This is a genomic window from Pseudomonas sp. 8BK, assembly GCF_902506475.1.
Classification (GTDB): Bacteria; Pseudomonadota; Gammaproteobacteria; order Pseudomonadales; family Pseudomonadaceae; genus Aquipseudomonas; species Aquipseudomonas anguilliseptica.
In genome coordinates this window covers 2,638,679-2,663,100 of record NZ_LR733252.1, presented here as the reverse complement: position 1 = coordinate 2,663,100, position 24,422 = coordinate 2,638,679, and the positions used below count along the sequence as shown (strand labels likewise).

The 24,422-nt window shown below is 57.9% G+C and carries 19 protein-coding genes; 12 read left to right on the top strand and 7 right to left on the bottom strand.

Translation table 11 applies throughout. The features are described 5' to 3' along the window. Positions 1-68 precede the first annotated feature (68 nt). Genes ACIN8IBEIGE_RS12240 through secB form a run of 3 tightly spaced genes read left to right on the top strand, consistent with a single transcriptional unit; the run spans position 69 to position 1,264 of the window. Positions 69-482, top strand: coding sequence for a rhodanese-like domain-containing protein (locus ACIN8IBEIGE_RS12240; RefSeq protein WP_160014868.1), 414 nt, complete (start codon positions 69-71; stop codon positions 480-482). 1 nt (position 483) lies between these two features. Then, positions 484-738: a glutaredoxin 3 gene (grxC, locus tag ACIN8IBEIGE_RS12235; RefSeq protein WP_090254765.1), complete on the top strand. Its 255-nt coding sequence runs from the start codon at positions 484-486 to the stop codon at positions 736-738. Positions 739-778: 40 nt separating this feature from the next. Then, positions 779-1,264 (top strand): protein-export chaperone SecB, encoded by a 486-nt coding sequence (gene secB, locus ACIN8IBEIGE_RS12230; RefSeq protein ID WP_090254767.1) that lies wholly within the window; start codon positions 779-781, stop codon positions 1,262-1,264. A gap of 71 nt (positions 1,265-1,335) precedes the next feature. Here the strand turns inward: secB and trmL are convergent, their stop codons facing one another. Beyond that, the gene (trmL, locus tag ACIN8IBEIGE_RS12225; RefSeq protein ID WP_160014867.1) at positions 1,336-1,800 is read right to left on the bottom strand and encodes a tRNA (uridine(34)/cytosine(34)/5-carboxymethylaminomethyluridine(34)-2'-O)-methyltransferase TrmL; all 465 of its coding nucleotides are present in this window, start codon (positions 1,798-1,800) and stop codon (positions 1,336-1,338) included. Between trmL and ACIN8IBEIGE_RS12220 the strand changes: the two genes are divergently transcribed. Beyond that, positions 1,799-2,230 (top strand): hypothetical protein, encoded by a 432-nt coding sequence (locus tag ACIN8IBEIGE_RS12220; RefSeq protein ID WP_160014866.1) that lies wholly within the window; start codon positions 1,799-1,801, stop codon positions 2,228-2,230. The genes trmL and ACIN8IBEIGE_RS12220 overlap by 2 nt on opposite strands. Positions 2,231-2,508: 278 nt before the next feature. Here ACIN8IBEIGE_RS12220 and ntrC read toward each other — a convergent pair whose 3' ends face one another. The 5 genes from ntrC to glnA form a co-directional block, all read right to left on the bottom strand. Beyond that, positions 2,509-3,942, bottom strand: a complete 1,434-nt coding sequence (gene ntrC / locus ACIN8IBEIGE_RS12215; protein ID WP_160014865.1) for a nitrogen regulation protein NR(I) — start codon at positions 3,940-3,942, stop codon at positions 2,509-2,511. After that, positions 3,939-5,024 (bottom strand): nitrogen regulation protein NR(II), encoded by a 1,086-nt coding sequence (gene glnL, locus ACIN8IBEIGE_RS12210; protein ID WP_160014864.1) that lies wholly within the window; start codon positions 5,022-5,024, stop codon positions 3,939-3,941. The genes ntrC and glnL overlap by 4 nt, the downstream gene beginning before the upstream one ends. Positions 5,025-5,230: 206 nt before the next feature. After that, positions 5,231-5,848 (bottom strand): DUF4124 domain-containing protein, encoded by a 618-nt coding sequence (locus tag ACIN8IBEIGE_RS12205; RefSeq protein ID WP_160014863.1) that lies wholly within the window; start codon positions 5,846-5,848, stop codon positions 5,231-5,233. A gap of 2 nt (positions 5,849-5,850) precedes the next feature. After that, complete coding sequence (locus tag ACIN8IBEIGE_RS12200; RefSeq protein WP_160014862.1) at positions 5,851-6,405, bottom strand: DUF4124 domain-containing protein; 555 nt, start codon at positions 6,403-6,405, stop codon at positions 5,851-5,853. A 174-nt stretch (positions 6,406-6,579) separates the two neighbouring features. Beyond that, on the bottom strand, positions 6,580-7,986 hold the full coding sequence (glnA, locus tag ACIN8IBEIGE_RS12195; RefSeq protein WP_090379552.1) for a glutamate--ammonia ligase: 1,407 nt from the start codon (positions 7,984-7,986) through the stop codon (positions 6,580-6,582). Positions 7,987-8,312: 326 nt separating this feature from the next. On the opposite strand from glnA, the gene thiI reads away from it, so the two are divergent. From thiI to ACIN8IBEIGE_RS12155, 8 genes are all read left to right on the top strand, one after another. Continuing rightward, positions 8,313-9,767: a tRNA uracil 4-sulfurtransferase ThiI gene (gene thiI, locus ACIN8IBEIGE_RS12190; RefSeq protein ID WP_160014861.1), complete on the top strand. Its 1,455-nt coding sequence runs from the start codon at positions 8,313-8,315 to the stop codon at positions 9,765-9,767. Between the two features lie 154 nt (positions 9,768-9,921). Next, on the top strand, positions 9,922-11,742 hold the full coding sequence (gene typA / locus ACIN8IBEIGE_RS12185; protein ID WP_160014860.1) for a translational GTPase TypA: 1,821 nt from the start codon (positions 9,922-9,924) through the stop codon (positions 11,740-11,742). A 437-nt stretch (positions 11,743-12,179) separates the two neighbouring features. Beyond that, positions 12,180-13,835: a ShlB/FhaC/HecB family hemolysin secretion/activation protein gene (locus ACIN8IBEIGE_RS12180; protein ID WP_372239986.1), complete on the top strand. Its 1,656-nt coding sequence runs from the start codon at positions 12,180-12,182 to the stop codon at positions 13,833-13,835. Between the two features lie 47 nt (positions 13,836-13,882). Next, positions 13,883-20,848, top strand: coding sequence for a DUF637 domain-containing protein (locus ACIN8IBEIGE_RS12175; RefSeq protein ID WP_160014859.1), 6,966 nt, complete (start codon positions 13,883-13,885; stop codon positions 20,846-20,848). A 2-nt stretch (positions 20,849-20,850) separates the two neighbouring features. Then, complete coding sequence (locus tag ACIN8IBEIGE_RS12170) at positions 20,851-21,240, top strand: hypothetical protein (protein ID WP_160014858.1); 390 nt, start codon at positions 20,851-20,853, stop codon at positions 21,238-21,240. Positions 21,241-21,334: 94 nt separating this feature from the next. After that, entirely contained in the window at positions 21,335-22,045 is a 711-nt protein-coding gene (locus tag ACIN8IBEIGE_RS12165; RefSeq protein WP_160014857.1) for a transposase, read from the top strand. 138 nt (positions 22,046-22,183) lie between these two features. Beyond that, on the top strand, positions 22,184-22,867 hold the full coding sequence (locus tag ACIN8IBEIGE_RS12160; RefSeq protein WP_160014856.1) for a hypothetical protein: 684 nt from the start codon (positions 22,184-22,186) through the stop codon (positions 22,865-22,867). Between the two features lie 91 nt (positions 22,868-22,958). Continuing rightward, positions 22,959-23,630 carry a hypothetical protein gene (locus ACIN8IBEIGE_RS12155; RefSeq protein WP_160014855.1) on the top strand — a complete coding sequence of 224 codons (672 nt, stop codon included), beginning with the start codon at positions 22,959-22,961 and terminating at the stop codon, positions 23,628-23,630. A gap of 50 nt (positions 23,631-23,680) precedes the next feature. Here the strand turns inward: ACIN8IBEIGE_RS12155 and ACIN8IBEIGE_RS12150 are convergent, their stop codons facing one another. Then, on the bottom strand, positions 23,681-24,361 hold the full coding sequence (locus ACIN8IBEIGE_RS12150; protein ID WP_160014854.1) for a polysaccharide lyase family 7 protein: 681 nt from the start codon (positions 24,359-24,361) through the stop codon (positions 23,681-23,683). Positions 24,362-24,422 lie beyond the last annotated feature (61 nt).

Genomic DNA, 24,422 nt, shown 5'->3' with positions numbered 1-24,422 from the left:
GGGCGGGGTTTGGCCGACCTGTGTGGCTGTGTATACTGGCCGACATTTTACCGCCCCGGAACTGCACAATGCTTGCCAACTTGATTGAATTTGCCACTACCCACTATGTCCTGAGCGGTTTGTTCGCAACTCTGCTCGCGCTGCTGATCTTCACCGAAGCGCGCAAGGGCGGGCAGAGCCTGAGCAGCCGCGAGCTGACTGCACTGGTTAACAGCGAGCAGGGCGTGGTGCTGGATATTCGCGGGCAGAAGGACTTTTCTGCTGGGCATATCGTGGGCGCATTGAATATTCCCTTTGAAAAACTCGCTAGCCGCATGGTCGAGCTGGACAAGCACAAGGCCAAGACCCTTATCGTGGTCGACGCCATGGGCCAGCACGCCGGCGCTGTCTGCCGTGATCTGAAGAAGGCCGGTTTTACTGCGGCCAAGCTGTCTGGCGGTGTCGCCAGCTGGCGCGGTGACAATCTGCCGCTGGTGAAGTGAGATGCAACCTGTCGTCATCTACTCCAGCGATTGGTGTCCGTACTGCATTCGTGCCAAGCAGCTGCTGACTCATAAAGGCGTGGCCTTTAACGAGATCAAGGTTGATGGCAAGCCGGATGTGCGGGCAGAAATGACCCGCAAGGCGCGGCAGACCTCGGTGCCGCAGATCTGGATCGGTGACACCCATGTGGGTGGTTGCGATGACCTTTACGCCCTGGAGCGCGCCGGCAAGCTCGACGCGCTGCTCAAGGCTTAATTCCCTGTTTACCCGTACCTAACGACAAGAAGGCTTTGCCATGACAGAACAAGCTAGCAACGGCGCCGCTCAGGGCGAACAAAACCCGCAATTCTCCCTGCAGCGTATCTACGTACGTGACCTGTCCTTCGAAGCGCCGAAGAGCCCGGAAATCTTCCGTCAGGAGTGGGCACCTAGCGTCGCCATGGACCTCAACACCCGCCAGAAGGCGCTGGATGGTGACTTCCACGAAGTCGTGCTGACCCTCTCGGTGACCGTGAAGACGGGCGAAGAAACCGCTTTTATCGCTGAGGTTCAGCAGGCTGGTATCTTCCTGATCAAGGGCCTGGACGCAGCGTCGATGAGTCATACCCTGGGTGCGTTCTGCCCGAATATCCTCTTCCCCTATGCCCGCGAAACCCTGGACAGCCTGGTTGTGCGTGGCTCGTTCCCGGCGCTGATGCTGGCTCCGGTGAACTTCGACGCCCTCTACGCGCAGGAGCTGCAGCGTATGCAGCAGGCTGGCGAAGCGGCCACCGCGCACTAAGATTTGCGGCTGGAACAAAAAACGCCCTACGGGGCGTTTTTTTTGGCCGCAGGTTTCTACAGCTGCCCGGTTTAATTGGCGTCGGCAAAACCCTGCTGGCGCCAGGCTTCATAGACCGCCACCGCAACGGTATTGGACAGGTTCAGGCTGCGGCAGCCTTCGCGCATCGGCAGACGCAGGCGCTGCTCGGGCGGCAGGCTGTCGCGAATCTCCTGTGGCAGGCCACGACTTTCCGGGCCGAACAGAAAGGCGTCACCAGGCTGGTAGCTGACCTGGTGGAACGCTTGCGATCCCTTGGTGGTAAAGGCAAACACGCGTGGCTGGCCGATGCTCGCCAGGCAGCTGTCGAGGTCGGCGTGGCGCTGCAGGGTGGCGTATTCGTGATAATCCAGGCCGGCGCGGCGCAGGCGTTTGTCATCCAGTTCGAAGCCCAGCGGCTCGATCAGGTGCAGGTGGCAGCCGCTGTTGGCACAGAGCCTGATAATGTTGCCGGTATTGGGCGGAATTTCCGGTTGAAAAAGGATGACGTGAAACATGCGCGGCTCCGAGCTTGAAGACGAGCAGCATTCTACAGACCCGCGCCCCCGTCCGTGGGTGCGGGTGATTGCTTCATTGGCGGTGTTTGGTTTTTTAATCGGTTTGATGATTGGCCGGCTGCTGCAGCCTGACCCGCTGTGGCTTGACCGCGTGGAGGTGCTCGATGATGGCCTGGTTCTATGGTTTAACGTCGAGCCGGTGCCGCGCGAGGAGCATGCTGCTGGGGTGTTTATCCTGCGCCTGCAGAGCTTTGGTCGCCAGCAACACGGTCAGCTGCAAGTACAAGGGAAATTGGCCAATTGGCGTTTGCAGCGTGAAAGAAGGGATTTACTGCTGAGAGTGGTGGCAGCCCGTCCATTGCGCGGCGAGTGGCGCGCTGAGGAGGTGGACGGGCGCTGGCGGCTGGTGGTCAGCCTGGTGGAGCAATAAAAGAGGGGAATCCCCGGCCTGCCTGTACCAAGGTCCCCAAAACTGGGATTGCTTGAGTCTATGCAGGCTGTGTGCCAGTTTTATTACGTTGGCTGCGGGCCGCGTAAATGCTGGGTTCCAGCGGTTGTCTAGGGTGCTGCTGGCGCTGGTATGTGAACCGCCGCTGTGCACTGGGTCGATGCCGGTGCATTGCTCTGGCGCATTCTCAGGTTGTTTACCGGTGTAAATAAAAACGGGCCCAGGTGGGCCCGTTTTGCATTTGGCGCCGCGTCAGCGGTTTAGTCGTCGCTGTCCTCGTCATCGGCGCTTTCGACGTTCATGCCCAGTTCTTTGATCTTGCGCGTCAAGGTGTTGCGGCCCCAGCCCAGCAGCACGGCGGCGTCGCGGCGGCGACCGGCGGTGTGCTTGAGCGCGGTTTCGATCATGATCCGCTCGAAGGCCGGCACGGCGGTATCCAGCAGGCTGGATTGACCGCGCCCCAGCGCCTGATCGGCCCACTGGCGCAGCGCCTGCTCCCAGTTGCTGACAGGCGCGCTTTCCTGCGGTTGGCTGAGCAGCTCGGGCGGCAGGTCGTCGACATGCACCTCACGACCCGAAGCCATGACGGTGATCCAGCGACAGGTGTTTTCCAGCTGGCGCACGTTGCCCGGCCACGGCAGCTGCTGCAGGTAGTCTTCGGTTTCGCTTTTCAGCAGCTTGGGCTCGACCGCCAGTTCCAGCGCGGCGCGGCTGAGGAAGTGCCGAGCCAACGTGGGGATGTCTTCGCGGCGATCCGACAGGCGTGGAATATGAATGCGGATCACGTTGAGGCGGTGGAACAGGTCTTCGCGGAACTTGCCGGCCTGCACCAGGCTTTCCAGGTTCTGGTGGGTGGCGGCGATGATGCGCACGTCCACTTTGACCGGGGTGTGGCCGCCGACCCGGTAGAACTCGCCGTCGGCCAGTACGCGCAGCAGGCGGGTCTGGGTGTCGGCCGGCATGTCGCCAATTTCATCAAGAAACAGCGTGCCGCCATCGGCCTGCTCGAAACGTCCACGACGCTGGTTGGCCGCGCCGGTAAACGCGCCTTTTTCGTGGCCGAACAGCTCGGACTCCATCAGGTCCTTGGGGATCGCTGCCATATTCAGTGCGATAAACGGCGAGGCCGCGCGTGGGCTGTGGCGGTGCAGAGCGTGGGCTACCAGCTCTTTACCGGTACCGGATTCGCCGTTGATCAGTACGGTGATATTGGAGTGCGACAGGCGCCCAATGGCGCGGAACACCTCCTGCATGGCCGGCGCTTCGCCGATGATCTCAGGTGTACGTGGCTGCTCGACCGGCACGTCCAGGCTCTGCTGCTCCTGCGCATGCATATTGGCGCGCTTGACCAGTGACACCGCTTCATCGACGTCGAACGGCTTGGGCAGGTATTCGAACGCGCCGCCCTGGTAGGACGCTACCGCGCTGTCCAGGTCGGAATGGGCGGTCATGATAATCACCGGCAGACGCGGGTACAGCTCGCGGATGCGCGCCAGCAGATCAAGGCCGCTGGCCCCCGGCATACGAATATCGGAAATGATTACATCGGGTTGTTGGCGGCTCAGACGGCTGAGCACGCCATCGGCGCTGTCGAAGCTCTGGGTGGTCATGCCTTCCTGTTGCAGGGCCTTTTCCAGAACCCAGCGGATGGAGCGGTCGTCATCGACAATCCAGACGGTTTCACTGCGACTCATGACGGCGTTACTCCTTGTTCCAGCGGCAGGAAGATCGAGAACACGGTGTGGCCAGGATGGCTCTCGCACTCGATCAGACCTTGGTGCTGACTGATGATGTTCTGGGTAATGGCCAGGCCCAGGCCGGTGCCGTCGGCACGCCCGCTGACCATGGGGTAGAAGATGGTTTCCTGCAGCTCGGGCGGAATGCCGGGGCCGTTGTCGATAATCTCGATCTTGGTCACCAGGCGATGGCGGCAGTGACCAATGGTGAATTGGCGCAGAGTGCGGGTGCGCAGGGTGATACGGCCCAGGCGCAGATCGCTTTGCCCCGACAGCGCCTGCATGGCATTGCGCACGATATTCAGCACCGCCTGGATCATCTGTTCGCGGTCGATCAGCACATCTGGAATGCTTGGGTCGTAATCGCGCACCAAAATGATGCTGCCCTGGCTTTCCGCTTCCACCAGACTGCCGACACGTTCGAGCACTTCATGCACGTTGGTCAGTGCCAGGGATGGCAGCTTGTTCGAACCGAGCATGCGGTCGACCAGGTTTCTTAACCGGTCGGCTTCCTCAATGATCACATTGGTGTAGTCCTTGAGGCTTTCTTCGGGCAGCTCGCGCGCCAGCAATTGCGCCGCGCCGCGAATGCCACCCAACGGGTTTTTGATCTCATGGGCCAGGCCGCGCACCAGCAGTTTGGTGGTTTCCTGTTTGGACAGCTGCGCCTCTTCCTTGGTGATACGCAGCAGGCGGTCACGCGGATGCACTTCCAGCAGTAGCAGGGTTTCACCACGGCTGAGTACTGGCGTCACCGCGTAGTCGACGGTCAGGGTCTGGCCGCTGACCGACGTCACCACCGCTTCACGCTTGTTGAACGGGTGGGCCTGTTGGACGGCCTGGCGCAGGGCGCTCAGCGCCTCGCTGGATTCGGTGAACAGCTCGCTGATGAATTGCCCGTGGCTGCGCTGGCCGCTGACGGCCAGAAGCATCTCCGCTGCCGGGTTCATGTACTCAAGACGCAGGTCGTCGTTGAGCAGCAGCGTGGCAGTGGTCAGGTTGTCCAGCAGCAGGCGGTGCAGTGCGTCGTTGATGATCATATGGAATGTCAGCAGACCCTTGGTTCCAGCAATGCAGCTGGAAAATGCAAGAAGCAAACCAAAGCCCCGAAAAGAAGCGTGTTTGGCCGTGGGATGCCGCGAATTAGCTGCTTTTCAGCGCAGCCGGGTCGTGCATGGCGACCCAAAACAGGGAGAGTATAGAAATGCCGGACAATAAGCGCACTGCTTTGGTGCGTGGTGCCGGTTTAGATAAATGGAACGAAAGGAATGTCCTTCTTTTCCGGTGGCTTGTCCTTCAGTGGACACTCCGGGCGCACGCCGTAATCGGCTTTCTTGCAGGGGTTGACCTTGCGCTTCTGCGCCAGGGATATGCGCAGCATATGGAATGGCTGAGTGGGCGTGCGCTCGATGATGCGCCCCTGCTGATCGACGATTTCTACCGCCAACTGATGGGTGCCGCGGTCGATATTCTCCAGTGGGAACACTGGGCTAGTACCCACTTCGCCCACCTGTACACCGTCCAGCAGCAGACGATAGTTGTGTTGGGGGAAAAGCTTTGGCTCGCTGTTGACGCTGACAATCAGGTTGCCGGCGCTGTCGCGGATGGTCGCGTCGGGCTGTGGTACCAGAATCCGCAGCAGGCTGTAGCGCTGGCTAGGCTCGGGTGGCGCTTCAATGACGGGCGCCGTTTGCGTCTGGATGGTCGGCATCGAGTTGCTGGGCGCCAGCTCGACGCGTTCGGCATCGCCCGAGCGGGGCTTGTCGGTGAAGACGCGATTCCCTTCGGCATCTATATAGGTGTAGACCTGCGCAATGGCAGGTAGAGCGAGCAGCATCAGGCCGCAGAACAGCAGATTGCGCATAGTCAGGGGGCTGGCTTGGGTTTTGGTGGAGGCGGACGCAGGGCCGGGCTGCTGGTGTTGACCCGCTGTACGGTAAAGGTGGCCGTGGCGCTCTGCTGGATCGCTTGCTCGCCGCTGAGCACTTCCACAGCCAGGCTGTGTTCGCCACGATCGGCATTGCTTATCTGCAGGCGCGGTACGTTGCTTGGCTGGCCGTGTGGCTTGCCGTCGAGCAGCAGGCGCAGGCGATGGTTGGTGGCCAGGCGCGGCTGGATATCCACGCCAACGCTGAAGGTGCCGTTGTTGGCACGCATGGCCTCATCGTCGGGGATGCCGGTCAGCTGCAGGGTGCTGTAAGGCGCGGTGTTGTCGACGGGGTCGGGGGTAGTTGCTGCGGGCAGGCTGGGTACTGGCATCGACACGCTATTGGTTTTCGGCAGCTCGACATTCTGCGTCGCCTGGCCTTCCGGTGGCTGGTCGGTGAATACCGTGTTGCCATTGGCGTCGGTGTATTTGTAGATCTGCGCACTGGCCGGCAACGCCAGACCCAGCAGCAGGCAGATAAGTAGAGGGCGCATGCCTGACTCTCCCTAGTAATGTGCCCTAAGACTTGCACTGGTGAAGCGCTCTGGCAAGCGTGTTGATGGCCGGGCGTGTACCAGCGCAGAAAACTGCGGGGTGAAAGGTGGCTTGTGCCAGGTGCCAGACGCAAAAAGGCCACCCGAAGGTGGCCTCTCGTGTTGCGTGCGGGATTAGACGCTGTAGTACAGGTCGTATTCCAGCGGGTGTACGAAGGTGCGTACTTTGATTTCTTCTTCGCTCTTCAGCTCAAGGTAAGCGTCGATGAAGTCGTCGGAGAACACGCCGCCTTTGGTCAGGAACGCACGACCTTTATCCAGCTCTTCCAGGGCTTCTTTCAGGCTGCCGCACACTTGCGGGATCAGCTTGCCTTCTTCTGGTGGCAGGTCGTACAGGTTCTTGTCAGCAGCATCGCCAGGGTGGATCTTGTTCTGGATACCGTCGATACCGGCCATCAGCAGAGCAGCGAAGGCCAGGTATGGGTTGGCAGCTGGATCCGGGAAGCGTGCTTCGATACGGCGAGCTTTCGGGCTGGAAACGTAAGGAATACGGATCGAAGCCGAACGGTTACGCGCCGAGTAAGCCAGCATTACTGGAGCTTCGAAACCTGGGACCAGACGCTTGTAGGAGTTGGTCGACGGGTTGGTGAAGCCGTTCAGTGCCTTGCCGTGCTTGATGATGCCGCCAATGAAATACAGGGCGGTATCGGACAGGCCGGCATAGCCTTCGCCGGAGAAGGTGTTCTTGCCATCTTTGGAGATGGACATGTGTACGTGCATACCCGAACCGTTGTCGCCGTACAGCGGCTTCGGCATAAAGGTTGCGGTCTTGCCATAGGCATCGGCCACGTTGTGTACGCAGTACTTCAGGGTCTGAACTTCGTCAGCCTTGGCCACCAGGGTGTTGAACTTCACGCCGATTTCGTTCTGACCGGCGGTCGCCACTTCGTGGTGGTGAACTTCGATGACCAGGCCCATTTCTTCCATGGCATTACACATGGCAGTACGGATTTCGTGGTCGTGGTCGCACGGCGGAACCGGGAAGTAGCCGCCTTTGACAGCTGGGCGGTGGCCCTTGTTACCGCCTTCGATGTCGGCGTCGGTGTTCCAGGAACCCTGTTCGGAGAAGATCTTGAACATGGAGCCGGAGATATCGGACTTGAACTTCACTTCGTCGAAGATAAAGAACTCAGGCTCCGGGCCGACAAATACGGTGTCGCCGATGCCGGTGGTTTTCAGGAACTCTTCGGCGCGCTTGGCGATCGAGCGCGGGTCGCGGTCGTAGCCCTGCATGGTGCTCGGCTCAACGATGTCGCAGACCAGGATCAGGGTCGGCTCTTCGGTGAACGGATCCAGTACAGCGGTTTCGTCAACCGGCATCAGGATCATGTCGGAGGCTTCGATGCCTTTCCAGCCGTGGATGGAGGAGCCGTCGAACATTTTGCCGTGCTCGAAAAATTCGTCGTCCAGGGCGTCGCGTGCCGGCATGGTCACGTGGTGCTGTTTGCCCTTGGTGTCGGTGAAGCGCAGGTCAACCCACTTCACGTCGTGTTCTTTAATCAGTTGAATCGACTTCGACATGCTGTCCTCCAGGTGGATAAGGCTCGAATCATGAGCCCTCAATAGTTCGGTACGGCCGCGGCATACTCCGCCAGGGCATCCTGCCTCACAAGGGAGCAAATTGCATGCCAGTGCACAGGAATGGGTGAGGGCCCTGAAACTCAGGGTTGGCGGGGGCTGCGCGGTGCTGCCTGATAAATATTCGCACTGTTATGGGTCGCCGCATTTAGTGCGTGCACTTAAATGGTGCTCGTTTTGATCGGGTAAGGATTTTTGATCAAAGCGTGAGCAATTTCCGCTATAATCCGCGCCCCTGTTTTTTCGCGGCCTCGGCACCCCCTGTTTTCATGAAACTGATCGTTAAAGTCTTCCCGGAAATCACCATTAAAAGTCGGCCGGTGCGTAAGCACTTTATCCGGCAGCTGGCGAAGAACATTCGTTCGGTTTTGCGTGAGTTTGATCCACAGCTGCAAGTCAGCGGTGTGTGGGACAACCTGGAAGTCGAAACCCAGATCAGTGAGCCGAAAACCCTGCAGGCGATGATTGAGCGCCTGAGCTGCACGCCAGGCATCACCCATTTCCTGCAAGTTGATGAATACCCGCTGGGTGACTTCGACGATGTGCTGGAAAAGTGCAAGCTGCACTTCGCCGACCAACTGCCGGGCAAGATCTTCGCCGTGCGCTGCAAGCGCGCCGGCAAGCACGCGTTCAGCTCCATGGATGTCGAGCGCTATGTCGGCAGCCAGTTGCGCCAGCAGTGCGGCGCCGCCGGCATCTCGCTGAAAGATCCCGACGTTATTGTGCGTATGGAGATCCGCGACCAGCGCTTATTCGTTATTCACCACCAGCACGAAGGCCTGGGCGGTTACCCGCTGGGCTCGCTGGAGCAGACCCTGGTGCTGATGAGCGGTGGTTTCGACTCCACCGTCGCTGCTTATCAAATGATGCGCCGCGGCCTGATCACCCACTTCTGCTTCTTTAATCTTGGCGGCCGCGCCCACGAACTGGGCGTGATGGAAGTGGCGCATTACCTCTGGCAGAAGTTCGGCAGCTCGCAGCGCGTGCTGTTTATCAGCGTGCCGTTCGAAGAAGTGCTGGGCGAGATTCTCGGCAAGGTCGACAACAGCCAGATGGGCGTCATCCTCAAGCGCATGATGCTGCGCGCCTCCACGCGCATGGCCGAGCGCCTGCAGATTGATGCGTTGGTTACCGGTGAGGCGATTTCTCAGGTATCGAGTCAGACCCTGCCGAACCTCGCGGTGATCGATTCGGCCACCGATATGCTGGTGCTGCGTCCGCTGCTCGCCAGTCATAAGCAAGACATCATCGACACCGCTACGCGCATCGGCACCGCCGAGTTCGCCAAGCATATGCCGGAGTATTGCGGGGTGATTTCGGTCAACCCGACCACCAAGGCGAAGAAGCTGCGCATTGAGCACGAGGAAAGCCAGTTCGATATGGCCATTCTCGAGCGCGCCCTGGAGCGTGCGACCTTGCTGCCGATCGACAAAGTGATCGATGAGCTGGGCAAGGACGTACAGGTCGAGGAAGTCAGCGAAGCCCTGGCCAGCCATGTGGTTATCGATATTCGCCACCCCGATGCCGCCGAGGACGAGCCGCTCGCCCTGCCTGGTGTCGAGGTCATGGCGCTGCCGTTCTATGCCTTGAATAGCAAGTTCAAGGAGCTGGATGAGGCGCGCCAGTACCTGTTGTATTGCGATAAAGGTGTGATGAGTCGTTTGCACGCCCACCACTTGCTGAGTGAGGGGCATGCCAATGTGCGCGTTTATCGTCCGACATAAGACGCCCGGGTTGAATGGCGGCAGTATCCGCCATCGCCCTCCCGACCTACAGGCGGCGTGAATAACACGCACGCCGCCTGGCAGAAATCGCAATTAGTTAATACTCGCCGCCTAGACTAAGCGGCACACCGAATCCTCTGATCGAGATACACACGTGATCGAAAATCTACGCAACATCGCCATCATTGCCCACGTTGACCATGGTAAGACCACCCTGGTAGACAAACTTCTGCGTCAGTCCGGCACTCTCGAGCGCGGCGAGCTCAACGACGAGCGCGTGATGGACAGCAACGACCAGGAAAAAGAGCGCGGCATTACCATTCTCGCGAAGAACACCGCGATCAACTGGAACGGCTACCACATCAACATCGTCGACACCCCCGGTCACGCCGACTTCGGCGGTGAAGTTGAGCGCGTAATGTCGATGGTTGACTCCGTGCTGCTGCTGGTCGACGCCCAAGACGGCCCGATGCCACAAACCCGTTTCGTGACCAAGAAGGCCTTCGAAGCCGGCCTGCGTCCAATCGTGGTGATCAACAAGGTTGACCGTCCAGGCGCGCGTCCGGACTGGGTTCTGGACCAGATCTTCGATCTGTTCGACAACCTCGGTGCTACCGAAGAGCAGTTGGACTTCAAAGTCGTCTACGCCTCGGCCCTGAACGGCATCGCCGGTCTGGATCACACCGACATGGCTGAAGACATGACCCCGCTGTACCAGTCCATCGTCGACAACGTGCCGTCCCCGGCTGTTGACGTTGACGGTCCGTTTCAGATGCAAATCTCCGCACTGGACTACAACAGCTTCCTCGGCATTATCGGCGTTGGCCGTATCGCCCGTGGTCGCGTCAAGCCGAACACCCCAGTGATCGCTATCGACGCCGACGGCAAGAAGCGCAACGGTCGTATCCTCAAGCTGATGGGTCACCACGGCCTGCATCGCGTTGACGTTGAAGAGGCCACCGCCGGTGACATCGTCTGCGTCAGCGGTATGGACGCGCTGTTCATCTCCGACACCCTGTGCGACATCAACCACGTTGAAGCGATGAAGCCGCTGACCGTCGACGAGCCGACCGTATCCATGACCTTCCAGGTCAACGATTCGCCGTTCTGCGGTAAAGAAGGCAAGTTCGTTACCAGCCGCAACATCAAAGAGCGTCTGGACAAAGAGCTGCTGTACAACGTGGCCCTGCGTGTTGAAGAAGGCGACAGCGCTGACAAGTTCAAGGTCTCCGGCCGTGGTGAGCTGCACCTCTCGGTACTGATCGAAACCATGCGTCGCGAAGGCTTCGAAATGGGTGTAGGTCGTCCGGAAGTGATCATCCGCACCGTTGACGGCGTGAAGCAGGAACCGTTCGAAAACGTCACCATCGACACCCCTGAAGAATCCCAGGGCAAGGTCATGGAAGAGATGGGCCTGCGTAAGGGCGACCTGACCAACATGGTGCCGGATGGCAAAGGCCGTGTACGTCTGGAATACAACATCCCGGCTCGCGGTCTGATCGGTTTCCGTAACCAGTTCCTGACTCTGACCAACGGTGCTGGCATCCTGACCTCGATCTTCGATCGCTACGACACCATGAAGTCCGGCGACATGTCCGGCCGTCAGAACGGTGTGCTGGTATCGGTAGAAACCGGCAAGGCGTTGACCTACTCCCTGGAAACCCTGCAGGCACGCGGCAAGCTGTTCGTCGAGCACGGCCAGGAAATCTACAACGGTCAGATCGTCGGCCTGAACAGCCGCGACAACGACATGGGCGTAAACCCAACCAAAGGCAAGAAGCTCGACAACATGCGTGCTTCCGGTAAAGACGAAACCATCGCCCTGGTTCCACCTGTTCGCTTCACCCTGGAGCAGGCTCTGGAATTTATCCAGGACGACGAACTGTGCGAAGTCACGCCGAAGTCGATCCGTCTGCGCAAGAAGATCCTCGACGAAGGCGAGCGCACCCGCGCTGCCAAGAAAGCCAAGAACTGATCCAGTTCTAGCTAACTGAAAAGCCCCCGCCGGCGCGAGCCTGCGGGGGCTTTTTTATTGGGCTGTCGCCGCGTGTGGCCACTCCCCTGTGCGACGATTAAATAATGCTCTCAACGATTTTATGCTTGGCATTTAGCTGCGCTGCTTCTCAATCGTGGGCGCCTTGTGTAAGGTTCGCCGCGACAGTAACCGGTGGTCAGAAGTTCAGGATGAGCGGCCGGTTCTGTGATGTGGTTCGCGCGTGACGTGAGTGATGGCAACTCGCCATGTGTTCTAATGCGCGCCGCATTTTCCTCTGTTAATCCGCTATTCAAAGGATTGAAGGCATGTCCCTTCGTAGTAAACCTTTATGGCCTGCCATCCTTGGCAGCCACCCTGCGTGCCGTCGCCGCGCGACGTTAAAAATGGCTCCAGGCCATTTTTTGGCCGTTTGGCTGATGTGTGCCCTTATTCCTGCTGCTGCGCTGGCGCAAACGCCAGGTGATCGTGACCTTATCCGTGAACGTCAGGAGCGTCTGCTGCAAGAGCAGGAGCGCCGCCTGGATGAGTTGCGCCAATTGCCTGGCAAGGTCGAGCAACTACCCGCGCAACTCGTTGCTGAAGACCAGCGCTGCTTTGCCATCGAACAGATCAATCTGGTCGGCGCCACGCTGCTTAGTCCAGCCGATCAGGCCAGCATTCTCAAGCCCTACAACGGCCAATGTCTGGGCGTTGGTCAGCTCAATCAGCTGCTTAAGGACATCACCAATCACTACCTCGGTCGTGGTTATGTCACCACACGCGCCTACCTGCCGCAGCAGGACCTAGCCAGCGGCACGCTGCAGGTCACTGTGGTCGAAGGTCGGCTTGAAGGCTTGAACAGCTCGGAGCTGGCTTCGGATCGGGAGTTGGCCATGAGTTTTCCCGGTGCCACCGAGCGCGTGCTGAACCTGCGCGAGCTGGAGCAGTTGGTCGAGCAGCTCAATCGTTTGCCGTCGCGTCAGGCACAGCTGGAACTGGTACCCGGTGAGCAGGTTGGTGGTAGCCGTGTACAGCTGCAAGGTCAGCGCAGCAAGCCATGGCGTGTCAGCCTGGCGCGGCATAACGATGGCCAGTTGAGTACCGGTGAGCAGCAGTGGGGGCTGGGTCTGGATTGGGACAGCCCGCTGGGCCTGGCGGATCAGTTGAGCCTGCGTGCCGGCCGCGATGCAGTCAGCGACAGTTACCGCCATTCTCACAACCAGAGCCTCAACTACAGCCTGCCGTATGGCTGGTGGACCTTCAATTACAGCTACAGCCAGAGCTACTACCGCACCGAAAGCGAAGCCAACGGTTTTGCCTTTGATCAGGATGGCGACAGCAAAACCCACGCCTTGCGTGCCGAACGTGTGCTGCACCGCGACAGCCTCAGCAAAACCGCCGCCAGCCTGGGCGTCAGTCACCTGCGCAGCAACAACTTTATCCTCGGCAACCTGATCGATGTCTCCAGCCAGCGTCTGTCCGAAGCGCAGTTGGGCTTTAACCATGGTCGGCGCATTGGCACTGCCTTTGTCAACGCTGACCTAGGTTGGCAACACGGCACCGGCGCATTCGATGCGCAGCGCAGCGGCAGCCCACAAAGCGGTCAGCCGGTGGCGCGGTACAACAAATACAGCCTGACCCTGAGCTACCTGCAGCCGTTTCAGCTGTGGGGCGAGTCGTTCAGCTTCGACAGCCTGGTTAACGGCCAGCGCAGTGAAGATGTGCTGTACAGCCCGCAACGCATCAGCGTCGGCGGCCTGAGTTCGGTGCGCGGTTTCAAGGAGCAATCGCTGTCCGGCGACAGCGGCGCCTACTGGCGCAACCAAGTGCGCTGGCGCAAGGCGGTGAGTTGGCAACCGCTGCAGCCCTTTGTCAGTGAGTACGGCGTGGCATTCGCCTACGACATGGGCGTGATCAGCGGCGGGCGTTACAACCCGGACCAGCATGGTCGCCTCTCCGGCAATGCCATCGAGCTGAGCGCCCGCGGCCAGCATCTGGCCGCATCGGTGACCTTCGCCCGTTCACTGGAACGCCCAGACGCCATCGAGCGCCAGGAGCATCCGGTGTATTTCCGGGTTGACCTGTTCTTCTGATTTTTTGCTGATTTCTGATTTAGAGCCCTACGGGTTGGAGTTATTACATGGACGTTCGCACGCCATTTTTCCAAAACATTGCCTGTGTCCTGATCGGCGTATTGTTCCTTAATCCGATCGTCACCACGGCGGCCGAACTGGCGCTGGATGCCCAGGCCGGCAGCAACGCCGCGGTAACCCAGGCCGCCAATGGCGTGCCCATGGTCAATATCGCCACACCCAATGGCAGTGGCCTGTCGCACAACAAATTCACCGACTTCAACGTCAGTCAGCAGGGCTTGATTCTCAACAACAGCGCCCAGGCGGTGGTGCAGACGCAGTTGGGCGGCTATGTGATGGGTAACCCCAACCTCAAGGGTGGGGCGGCGAATATCATCCTCAATGAGGTCAACGGCGGTAGCCCCAGTCAGCTCAAGGGCTACACCGAAGTGGCCGGCAAGTCCGCTGCGGTCATCGTCGCTAACCCGCATGGCATCAGCTGCGACGGTTGCGGCTTTATCAATACACCGCGCGTGACCCTCAGCACCGGCAAGCCGATTATCGAAGGCGGGCGTCTGGATCGCTTTGATGTCGAAGGCGGGCAGATCAGCATCGAAGGTGATGGCCTCAATGCGCGCAATGTCAGTCAGTTCGACCTGATCACCCGCAGTACGCAGATCAACGCCAAGCTGCATGCCAACCAGCTGAATGTGATTACCGGGCGTAACGAAGTCGACGCCGCCACGCTCAACGCTAAGGCCAAGGCAGATGACGGCAGTGATAAGCCACTGCTGGCCATCGACAGTTCAGCGCTGGGCGGCATGTACGCCGGCGCGATTCGTCTGGTCGGTACCGAAGCCGGTGTGGGCGTGAAACTGGCCGGTGATATGGCCGCCAGTGCCGGGGATATTCAGATCGACGCCAATGGCCAGCTGAGCATGGCGCGCACTGCTGCTAGCCGTGATTTGCAGCTCAAGGCCGAGAACATCGAACTGAATGCCGACACCTTCGCCGGGCGCAATGCCGTGGTGGATGCCAGTGGCCAAACGGTGGTCAAGGAAAGCCTCGCAGCAGCCCAGCTGCTAACCGTCAAAGGTGGCGAGCTGCTCAACCAGGGCGTGGTAGAGGCGGGCGTACGTGCCGATGGCAGCCTGAACAACACGGCCACCCTTAGTCTGCAAACCAGCACGGTGACAAACCCTGGGACCATCACCTCCCACGGCAGCCTGAACAGTGATGTGCAGACCCTGGATAACCGCACCGGCAAACTGCTCAGCGCCAGCGACGCAACGCTCAAGGCGCAGACGCTGGAAAACAGCGGCGGGCGTATCGTCGCGCAGCAGAGTCTCGACCTGAGCGGCACCCAACTGAATAACCAGGGCGGTGAAGTTCTAGCACAGCAAGACATCACCGTGACGGCGGCTAACCTGGATAACCAGAGCGGCACCGTGGCCGGCGGCGCGCTTGATCTGCAACTCAGCGCGAGCCTGAACAACCAAAGCGGGTTGATTGAATCAGCCAGCGATCTGCAACTGGCTGCCAATACCCTGAGCAACAACGGCGGCAAACTGCGCGCCCTGGGTGGTGAGGGCGATAGTCGTTTTGTCCTGGGGGGGCTGTTTAATAACGATGCCGGCCTGGTTGAGATTGGCAGTGGTGCATTTGCCTTGAGCAGCGTGGGCTTGAGCAACCTCGGCGGTACTGTGCGCCACACTGGCAATCAGGGCTTTAACCTTGATCTTGGCGACATCGGCCTAGCTGGCGGTAGTTTCAGCACTGCAGGCGAATTGACCGTGCAGGCCGATGCCTGGAGCAACAGCAGCCAGTTGCAGGCTGAGCGTTTGACCCTTGCCGTCGGCGAGTTCACCCAGACGGCCAGCGGTAAATTGTTATCCCGCCAGAGCATCGTGGCGACGGGAGATAACTGGACCAACCACGGCAGTATCGAGACCGACGGCGAGCTTGAACTTGATCTGACCGGTAGCTACAGCGGTAACGGTTCGCTGTTGAGTCAAGGAGACCTGATTTTCACTGCCGCCAGTGCCAGCATTGGCGCTGCCGCCAAAGTGCGCAGTGGTGGCCAGGCGGATTTCAGTCTGACTTCTTCCTTCGAAAACCGCGGTGTTATTAGCGCCGCTGACGCACTGCTACTGAGTGCAAACAGCCTCAATAACTTCGGCACACTGGGGGCAGGCGCAGCATTGCTGGTGCAATCCAACAGCATGCGTAATGAAGGTGGTCTGCTGTTCAGTGGTAGCCAGATGCAGCTACGTGGCGATAGCTTGGTTAATCAGCGCGGTGACCTGTACAGCGTCGGCAACTTCAGTTTTGCCGCTCTTGCACCGAGCGATCAAGCCGCGCGTTTCAGCAACGTATCCGGCACGCTGGAAAGCGAAGCTGATGTCAGCATCCAAGCCAAGTTGATCGAAAACATCCGCGAAAGCCTGGATATCGTCACCCGCAAGGTGGCTGTGCAATTTTATGATCGCGACTGTACCGATTGCAGCGGCGACAAGGAAAACGTGCGTTATCGCCTCCGGGAAATCGAGCGCACCGAAGGGCTCAATGTCAGCCCACAAAGCAGCCTGCTCGCGGGCGGCAATCTGCTGCTAAACAGTGATGACCTGGCCAACCACTCCAGCCTGATTTCAGCCAATGGCAATGTACAGATCGACACCACGCGCTTCGATAACAAGGGCGCGCAGACTGGCGAATACCTGATCACTCGTCGGGCTACTAGCGAGCGTGAGAAGTCGACAGGTTTTATCGTCGATGCTGTCAATGACTTCAATGCGCAGAATTGGCCAAACGCCAGTGCCAACGTTAATGCGCAACTCAACCATATTCTCAGTAAGTATCTGCCCAGCCATACAGGTCCAAGCGTCACGTTCACCCCCGATGCTGTACAGGCCTATGCCGCCATCATTCAGGCCGGTGGTGATGTCCAGATCAAAGCCCCTGAGCAGCTAAACAGTGGCGTCATTCGCCCCTCATTTAGCTATGTCGCGGGCGGTAGCCGTGACCCAGGCACCAGTGCGCCTGGTACCTCGATCGCTACCGTCGTTACCCTCAATACGCAGCTACCGCCTGATCTTGCTCAGCAGGCCGTTGACCCTTTGGCTTTGCCGGGCTTTAGCCTGCCGCAGGGGCAGAATGGTCTGTTCCAGATCAACACTCAGGTGGGCCATCGCTACCTGATCGAGACCAACCCAGTCTTCGCCAGCCTGAAGAATTTCCTCAATTCCGATTACATGCTGGGCAAACTGGGCTACGACCCGCAGACCGCTCAGAAGCGTCTGGGTGATGGTTTCTATGAGCAGCGCCTGATTCGTGAAGCCGTGGTTGCTCGTACCGGTCAGCGCTACCTGGCTGGGCTGGACAGTGACGAGGCGCAGTTTCGTTACCTGATGGACAACGCCATCGCCAGTAAAGAGGCCTTGAAGCTCAGCCTGGGCGTTAGTCTGACGGCCGAGCAAGTGGCGGCACTGACCCACGATCTGGTGTGGATGGAAGAGCGCGAAGTGGCCGGGCAGAAAGTGCTGGTGCCGGTGCTTTACCTGGCACAAGCCGAAGGCCGTTTGGCGCCCAATGGTGCCCTTATCCAAGGGCGCGATGTTGCGTTGATCTCCGGCGGCAACCTCACTAACCAGGGCACCCTACGCGCCAGCAACAACCTCAGCGTCACGGCCAGCAATATCAGCAACAGCGGATTGATGCAGGCCAGCGAGCGCCTGACGCTGCTGGCTACCGACAGCATTCGCAATGCCCAGGGCGGGATTATCGCGGGCAAGGATGTCACGGCGATTGCCCTGACTGGCGATATCGTCAACGAGCGTACCGTCACTCGTCACGAATCAGGCAAGCGCGGCTATCAGCACCAGCAGGACTTCGTTGATAGCGCCGCGCGCATCGAAGCCAGTGGCGATCTGACCCTAGCGGCTGGTCGCGATATCCAGAATATCGGCAGCGCGCTCAAGGCCGGTGGTGATATGCAACTGGATGCCGGACGTGATCTGGTGATTGCTTCGGCGCAGGAGCATGACCTGACCACCCGCAAAGACCGCAAAGGCAATAGCCGCAGTGAGCAGATCACTCAGTACGGCAGTGAAGTTGAAGCCGGAGGCAATATTGAATTGAGCGCCGAGCGCGACCTGGCAGTAATCGCCAGCCGCGTCAGCGCTGGAGAAGACCTGGCCGCATCCGCGGGCGGTGATGTACTGATTGCCGCCGCCGCCAATGAAGACCACTACGAGTCGCACCGCAAAAGCGGTGGCAAGAAGGTCGACAAGGTAGAAAGCCATGTTAGCCAGCAAGCCGCCGAATTGACCGCAGGTGGCAAGCTGACGGTACTGGCTGGTAACGACCTGACGGCGGTTGCCAGCAAACTCAAGGCGGGCGATGAAGCCTACTTGTATGCCGGTAACCAGCTTTCATTATTGGCTGCGCAAAACAGCGACTACTCGCTGTACGACAAGCAGAAAAAAGGCGGCTGGGGCAGCAAGGAAACCCAGCGCGACGAAGTGACCACCATCCGCAATATCGGCACCAGCATTACCACGGGTGGTGACCTGACCCTGGTCAGCGAAGGTGATCAACTCTATCAGCGTGCCCGCCTGGAAAGCGGCAATGACCTAACCCTGGATAGCGGTGGCAGCATCACCTTTGAGGCGGTTAAGGATCTGGATCAGGAGAGTCATGAGAAGAGCAAAAACAGCTGGGCTTGGACATCTGCCGAAGGCAAGGGCACGACCGATGAGACCCTGTTGCAAAGCCAGTTGATTGCCCAGGGCGATATCGTGATTCAGGCCGTTGAAGGGCTGAAAATCGACGTCAAGCAGGTCAACCAACAGAGCGTAAGCCAGACAATTAACGCTATGGTTGCCGCGGATCCGGAGCTGGCCTGGCTGAAGGAAGCCGAGCAGCGCGGCGATGTGGACTGGCGGCAAGTGAAGGAGGTGCATGACTCCTTCAAGTACAGCCATTCGGGGTTGGGTGGGCCGGCGATGATCATCATTGCAATCATCGTAACGTACCTGACTGCCGGAGCGGCAAGCGGCCTGGTGGCGGGGGCGACGAATGCCGCCGCAGGTTCGACCATGGCGGCCGCGACAGCAGCAACGGCGACCACGGCAGCGACCACGGCGGGAGTGGGCAATATTATGGCCACCGCAGTGCTGACCTCAGCGGCTAGCAATGCGGTCATTAGCACTATCAACAACCGGGGTAACCTGGGTGCCGTGGTTAAGGACGTTACCTCCAGCGACAACCTCAAAGGCTATGCCACCTCGGCCATAACCGCAGGCGTTACCGCTGGAGTGCTGGACAGTGCCTTTGGCGTAACCGGCGACAACGTCAACAAGGTCACCAAGGGCTTCGACCTGAGTAAAGCCGGTGATCTGGCCAAGTTTGGTACTTATCTAGGTGCGCAGGGTGCGGTTCATGCGGTGACCCAAACTGCTGTTCAGGGCGGCAGCTTGAGTGACAATCTGCAAATTGCGCTTACGGGACAAGTTCAGCACTTGTTGCAGGCGGGTGTCTTCAATGGCGTGGGCAATTTCGCAAAAGACCTAAACTGGCTCGACGGTAGCCCGGAAAAGATCGCCCTGCATGCCGTGGTGGGTGGCTTGCTTAGCGAAGCCACCGGTGGCGACTTCAAGACCGGCGCACTGGCTGCCGGTGCCAATGAACTGCTGATTGAGCGTCTGTCCGGGGTCATCAAAGGCGACAAGAACCTAGAGCTGACGGTATCGCAAATCATCGGTGTGGCCGCGGCAACGGCGACTGGCGGCGACCCGACCAAGGCGGCGGAGCTGGCGAAGAATGCGACGGCGTATAACAGGCAGTTGCATCCGGAGGAAATCAAGTTCGCCTCTGATGTAGAGCGTGTCAAACGCTATGCCGAACAAGCTGGAATATCGGAAGATGCTGCGCGCCAAGAATTGTTGCGCTCCGCTGCAGCGATGGTGGACAGAGGCTGGGACGAAGCGCTGAGCGTTCAAGATGGTAATACCTTGCAGGCTGTTAGTTTCTTGAGAGCTGAGTTGTCACAGAGTCAGTCGGGTCTTTTTCACGTCACCTTGGCGGAATACAACAACGAACGATTGGGGTTGAAAGAGCTGTTCAGTGATCGGGAGGCACTGAATACGCTGGTGAGGGACGTCGCGCTGGTTGATCCACTAGCTTACAAAACCGACCCTAAATACTTCCAAGAGGTGCTGAATGCTAAGGGGCTTGGTAGTCAGGAAGGGTTTGGAAATGCGGTTGAAGGTGCAGTTTCGGGGCCGTCAAAGGCTGCCATATGGCTTATGGGTGCCGCGAATTGTCCTTCGTGTGCTTTGGGTGACATCCAGAGCGCTTGGGATGCGGTTAGTACTCTGCCGGAGGAGCTGAGCTACAAAGCTTATCTGGATAACCTGCATATCATGCAGGGCAAGGGTGCAGGGGTTTTGCAGCAGAATGCGGCGTCCTCGACTGAGCTAGGAGTCGGTATCGGGCTTACAACGTCGCCAGTATTTGGGGGTGCAAAAGCGACAGCAGGTGCTTCTGTTGATGGCGCAGGCGGTATTGCTGTTGCGCCTAAAACGATCCCATATGAACCAAAGGGCTCGGTTGTTTTACAAGGTGACGCCCCTGTATGCGGACCAGCCTGCGCTGCAATGACAATTACTGACAAAACGGGTGCGGCTATTAGCCTTGATAATGCAATTGGAAACTTTGTAAACGGAGTCAGGCCGACCGGCGTTAACACTCAGGAGTTGTCAGATGTGATATCTAAGGCGGGAGTTAAAAATACTGTAAACACTACAATGCTTCCTGATCAGTTAAACAAAGCACTGCAAGAAGGAGCGAGTGTTATCGTTCAGGTTCCCGCTGGCCAAGGAAAACACTTCATTATTGTTGATGGTGTTAAGTCTGTTGATGGCGTGAATTACTATATGACACGAGACCCGTATGTCGGGCCAAGAGGTGTTCAGCAAGGGTTGTTAGATGGCGCAATGTCAACAGGCGTTAATGCCATTGTGATAGGAGGGTGATAATGAATGTCGGCGATATTGTTGAACTAGAGGGTTGGCTGGTTATTATTGATTATAAACTTTTCCTCATACCAGAAAACTATTCAGAAAATTATGAGGGTGGTGAGAAAATTGAGATGTCTAACCCTGAAATAATGTTTTCTGTGATGGATGAAATCCTTCCCTTGGCCGGAGGGAAGAGCTTTATATTTCATAGGTCTAAGGTTTCAGGGGTCTTGATAGAACTTTCGCCGATGAAGATTAAGCCAGCAACTTTGTCTGTAGAGGAAAGAGGGCGTGATTTTATTTCTATAGATATTCATGGGGATGTTGAAAAACATAAAGCTCGGTACGAGGATTTCCTTAAGAAGAGGCAGAAGATTAAGTCCGGTGACTGGCTAGATTACTTGTAAGGAGCAATAGGGAAAGGAGCAATAGGGGACAGACCACGATTATCCCCGTCTGGTCTAATCTTCTGGCGCTACTTCATGGAAAAGGAGTTTCCATATGCCACGTCGAGCGCGTGTGCTGTTGACGGGAGTCACGTTGCACCTGATTCAGCGGGGGAATAATCGTTCGGCCTGTTTCTTCGCGGAAGAAGATTACCTGTTCTATTTGGAGCACCTTGCGGATCAAGCCAGAAAGCATGGCTGCGCAATCCATGCTTGGTGTCTGATGACCAACCACGTTCATCTGCTGCTGACCCCAGCCAAGCCGGAAAGCGCCGGAATGCTGATGAAGGGCCTTGGCCAGCGCTATGTGCAATACATCAATCGTACTTATCGCCGCAGCGGCACTTTGTGGGAAGGTCGCTTTCGCTTTCGCTTTCGCTCTTGCTTGATGCAGGAGGACAGTTATGTACTGGCTTGCTATCGATACATTGAGATGAACCCGGTGCGGGCTGGAATGGTGGAGCATCCGGCGGAATATCGTTGGTCGAGTTATCGGGCGAATGCCCAGGCTGAACAATCGGCATTGATCACGCGACATTCTTTGTACCAAGCGTTGGGCGAGGCGACTGGGGCACGGTCGGAGGCCTATCGCGAGCTGTTTCGGCATCAGCTTGAACTTGGTTTGATAGATCAGATCCGTTCAGCTACCAACGGGAACTATGCACTTGGCAGTTCAAGGTTTACGGCAGAGGTGGAGCGCGTGCTGGGTCGAAGGGTGACCCGCGGGAAGCCGGGGCGACCGAAACAAGCAGCTGAGGCTGACTGAAACCGTGGTCTGTCCCCTATTACGTACGTGTGTCCCCTATTACGTGCTATTACGTGTCCCCTATTACGCGGCACAATAAAGCAGTCCTTTTCAGGCCAACTTTTAAGTCTGAATTTTAAATATAACTCGAGGTTATTTATGTTGGTTCGTTTTCTGCTGGTCGCTGTGCTGGTTTCCTTAGTCGGTTGTTCTACGATTAAGCCAAAAGAGCTGGCTGGTGCTGATGCTGGTCAGCTTCAGGGTAAGACATTGGGCTATTCGCGCTATAGCGAGCTGCCAGATTTTATTGCACAAACACCGGTTAATGTGCAGTTTGGTTTGTTGGGTGTGGCGACAGCTATCTCCAATGGCAATAGCATGATTCGCGATAACAAGATTGAAGATCCAGCGTTGGATATGGCCAAGCAGCTAGCGGATGAATTGGCTGCTGCACAGAAGATGACGGTTGCTCATGCCGCTGCAGCGGTTGAGTCTGCTGACCTAGATAAGGTCATCGCTGCATACCCGCAGGCTGACTATATTCTGGATATGCGTACCAGTGGGTGGGGCAGTATTTACTACGTATCCGATTTTAATAACTATAAAGTAGCTTACAGCGTGCACGCACGCCTGATAGATCGCAAGGCGAAAACGGTGTTGGCTGAAAAGGCCTGTTCATACACGCCGGTCTATGAAGACACCAACAAAGCACCGTCTTATCGTGAACTTAAGCAAGGCGTTGGTCTTCGCTCTCAACTGTCTCAGTCGGTTGAATACTGCTTGGCTGATGTGCGTAAAGTTATGGGTTTGGATTTGCCAGCAGCACTCGCTAAAACTCCGTAGTAATTAATCTAGTTATTAGTTCAGGCCGCGTAGCGGGCCATTTAATAATGGCTCGTTGCGGTCTGTGTTTTTCATCGGTTTGAGGTCTTATATGCTTTCTCGTTTTTTGCTTATTTCTCTGGCCGCTGCATGTCTTACAGGTTGTGCTTTGGGTAGCAAAGTCGATTATTCCCAGATATATCCGCAAGTAGGCGCTAAGCCGGCCAAGCTGATTGAGGTGGCAGTAGTAGATGAGCGAGCTTACGTTTTGAATGGCAGCAAGACCGCCAACTATGTAGGGCTTATTCGCGGTAGCTATTACATTCCCTATGACGTTAAGACCCGTAGCGGTGAGTCCCTGGCGCAGGACCTGCAGCAATCCATCATCGGTGGGATCAAGCAGGCTGGTGGCATGGCCGAGCCTGCGGCCTCACCAAGTGCTCAGGCCTCCAGCACCGGTCGGCAGCTGCTGACGGTGCGGATCAAAGAGTGGAAGAGCGAAGTTTTTATGGGAACGGTGCTGACCTACGTTCTGGCGGCCGATGTGTACGATGAGGCGGGTCAGCGCTTGGCATCGTCGCCTGTTTCAGGCTCAGAGGGTGTCGGCGACTATACGATGACAGGAAAGTCCATCTTGACGCGCCTGCTGGCCGCCGAAAGTGTTGTCTCTGCGCTGTCCGGTTCGGTTGCGGCTGTTGACGTGCCAGCGGCTGAGCTACCTGCTGCTCAGCGTGCGACGCTACCGTTGTTCGCTCCACGTGGCGTGGGTGACGGTGTTTTCTGACCGGTGTGAAAACAAGCAGTCGTGCCCACGCGTTCACGACTGCGTTCTAGTTATCGATGTTCAATTTTCAATTGCTTGAACGTCGCGCCGCCTGCTTCGGTTTCGTAGCCGCTGTTGTCCAGGGTGTAGATGCCGGCTTTGAAATACAGCTGGTGGCTTTTCCACGCCGTGTTGAGCTTTCTCTGCCAGCGTTTAATCGCTCCGCCGGGCTCTATCAAGCCGATGGTCAGTGTGCCGTTTTTGGCTAGGTGCACTTCGTAGCTGAAGTCCTGGTTCAGCCTGATCTTGCTGGAAAGTACGATCTTTTGTGAGTCGCTATCGGTGGGTTTGTCGCGAAAGGCAATCACCACATTGCCGTAGCCTGTTTGCGCCACATATTGGTAGCCCAACATCAGGGGTGGCGCCGAGCTCTGTTTGGTGTGTATCTGGGAGAAGGCGACCAGGCCGGTTGATGGCACTTGGGTGATCCTGGCTGTGGCGCTGAGAATGTTGGTGGCGGCGGTGTAGGTCCAGTTACGCAACGTGCCATTGGCGAAGGTTTCACGCATTTCGCTACGCGGGAACTCGGAGTTGGGCGTGGTCGTGCCGTTGACCGGCGCCCAAAAGCTGATCGTGCCGTCTTTCGATTGGAAGTAGTGATCCTGATAACCGCCAGCCAGCGCTGGTGTCTCAATAGTGGTCGCAGGCACGCCGACAGGGATGGTCAGGTTCCAGGTGGTGAGGTCGATCATGGTGGCTACTCCGATGGCAGAACGGCAGTCGGGGCACCTGGCATTTCCAATTACATACAGC

Excerpts from the sequence above, each read along its gene's own strand:
- secB (WP_090254767.1), top strand. The coding sequence starts at position 779 with ATGACAGAACAAGCTAGCAACGGCGCCGCTCAGGGCGAACAAAACCCG.
- ACIN8IBEIGE_RS12220 (WP_160014866.1), top strand. The coding sequence starts at position 1,799 with ATGCGCGGCTCCGAGCTTGAAGACGAGCAGCATTCTACAGACCCGCGC.
- ACIN8IBEIGE_RS12170 (WP_160014858.1), top strand. The coding sequence starts at position 20,851 with ATGAATGTCGGCGATATTGTTGAACTAGAGGGTTGGCTGGTTATTATT.
- glnA (WP_090379552.1), bottom strand. The coding sequence starts at position 7,986 with ATGTCGAAGTCGATTCAACTGATTAAAGAACACGACGTGAAGTGGGTT.
- ACIN8IBEIGE_RS12160 (WP_160014856.1), top strand. The coding sequence starts at position 22,184 with ATGTTGGTTCGTTTTCTGCTGGTCGCTGTGCTGGTTTCCTTAGTCGGT.
- ACIN8IBEIGE_RS12205 (WP_160014863.1), bottom strand. The coding sequence starts at position 5,848 with ATGCGCAATCTGCTGTTCTGCGGCCTGATGCTGCTCGCTCTACCTGCC.
- ACIN8IBEIGE_RS12240 (WP_160014868.1), top strand. The coding sequence starts at position 69 with ATGCTTGCCAACTTGATTGAATTTGCCACTACCCACTATGTCCTGAGC.
- glnL (WP_160014864.1), bottom strand. The coding sequence starts at position 5,024 with ATGATCATCAACGACGCACTGCACCGCCTGCTGCTGGACAACCTGACC.
- thiI (WP_160014861.1), top strand. The coding sequence starts at position 8,313 with ATGAAACTGATCGTTAAAGTCTTCCCGGAAATCACCATTAAAAGTCGG.
- ACIN8IBEIGE_RS12150 (WP_160014854.1), bottom strand. The coding sequence starts at position 24,361 with ATGATCGACCTCACCACCTGGAACCTGACCATCCCTGTCGGCGTGCCT.
- ACIN8IBEIGE_RS12180 (WP_372239986.1), top strand. The coding sequence starts at position 12,180 with ATGTGTGCCCTTATTCCTGCTGCTGCGCTGGCGCAAACGCCAGGTGAT.
- ACIN8IBEIGE_RS12155 (WP_160014855.1), top strand. The coding sequence starts at position 22,959 with ATGCTTTCTCGTTTTTTGCTTATTTCTCTGGCCGCTGCATGTCTTACA.
- ACIN8IBEIGE_RS12200 (WP_160014862.1), bottom strand. The coding sequence starts at position 6,405 with ATGCGCCCTCTACTTATCTGCCTGCTGCTGGGTCTGGCGTTGCCGGCC.
- ACIN8IBEIGE_RS12175 (WP_160014859.1), top strand. The coding sequence starts at position 13,883 with ATGGACGTTCGCACGCCATTTTTCCAAAACATTGCCTGTGTCCTGATC.
- ACIN8IBEIGE_RS12165 (WP_160014857.1), top strand. The coding sequence starts at position 21,335 with ATGCCACGTCGAGCGCGTGTGCTGTTGACGGGAGTCACGTTGCACCTG.
- ntrC (WP_160014865.1), bottom strand. The coding sequence starts at position 3,942 with ATGAGTCGCAGTGAAACCGTCTGGATTGTCGATGACGACCGCTCCATC.
- grxC (WP_090254765.1), top strand. The coding sequence starts at position 484 with ATGCAACCTGTCGTCATCTACTCCAGCGATTGGTGTCCGTACTGCATT.
- trmL (WP_160014867.1), bottom strand. The coding sequence starts at position 1,800 with ATGTTTCACGTCATCCTTTTTCAACCGGAAATTCCGCCCAATACCGGC.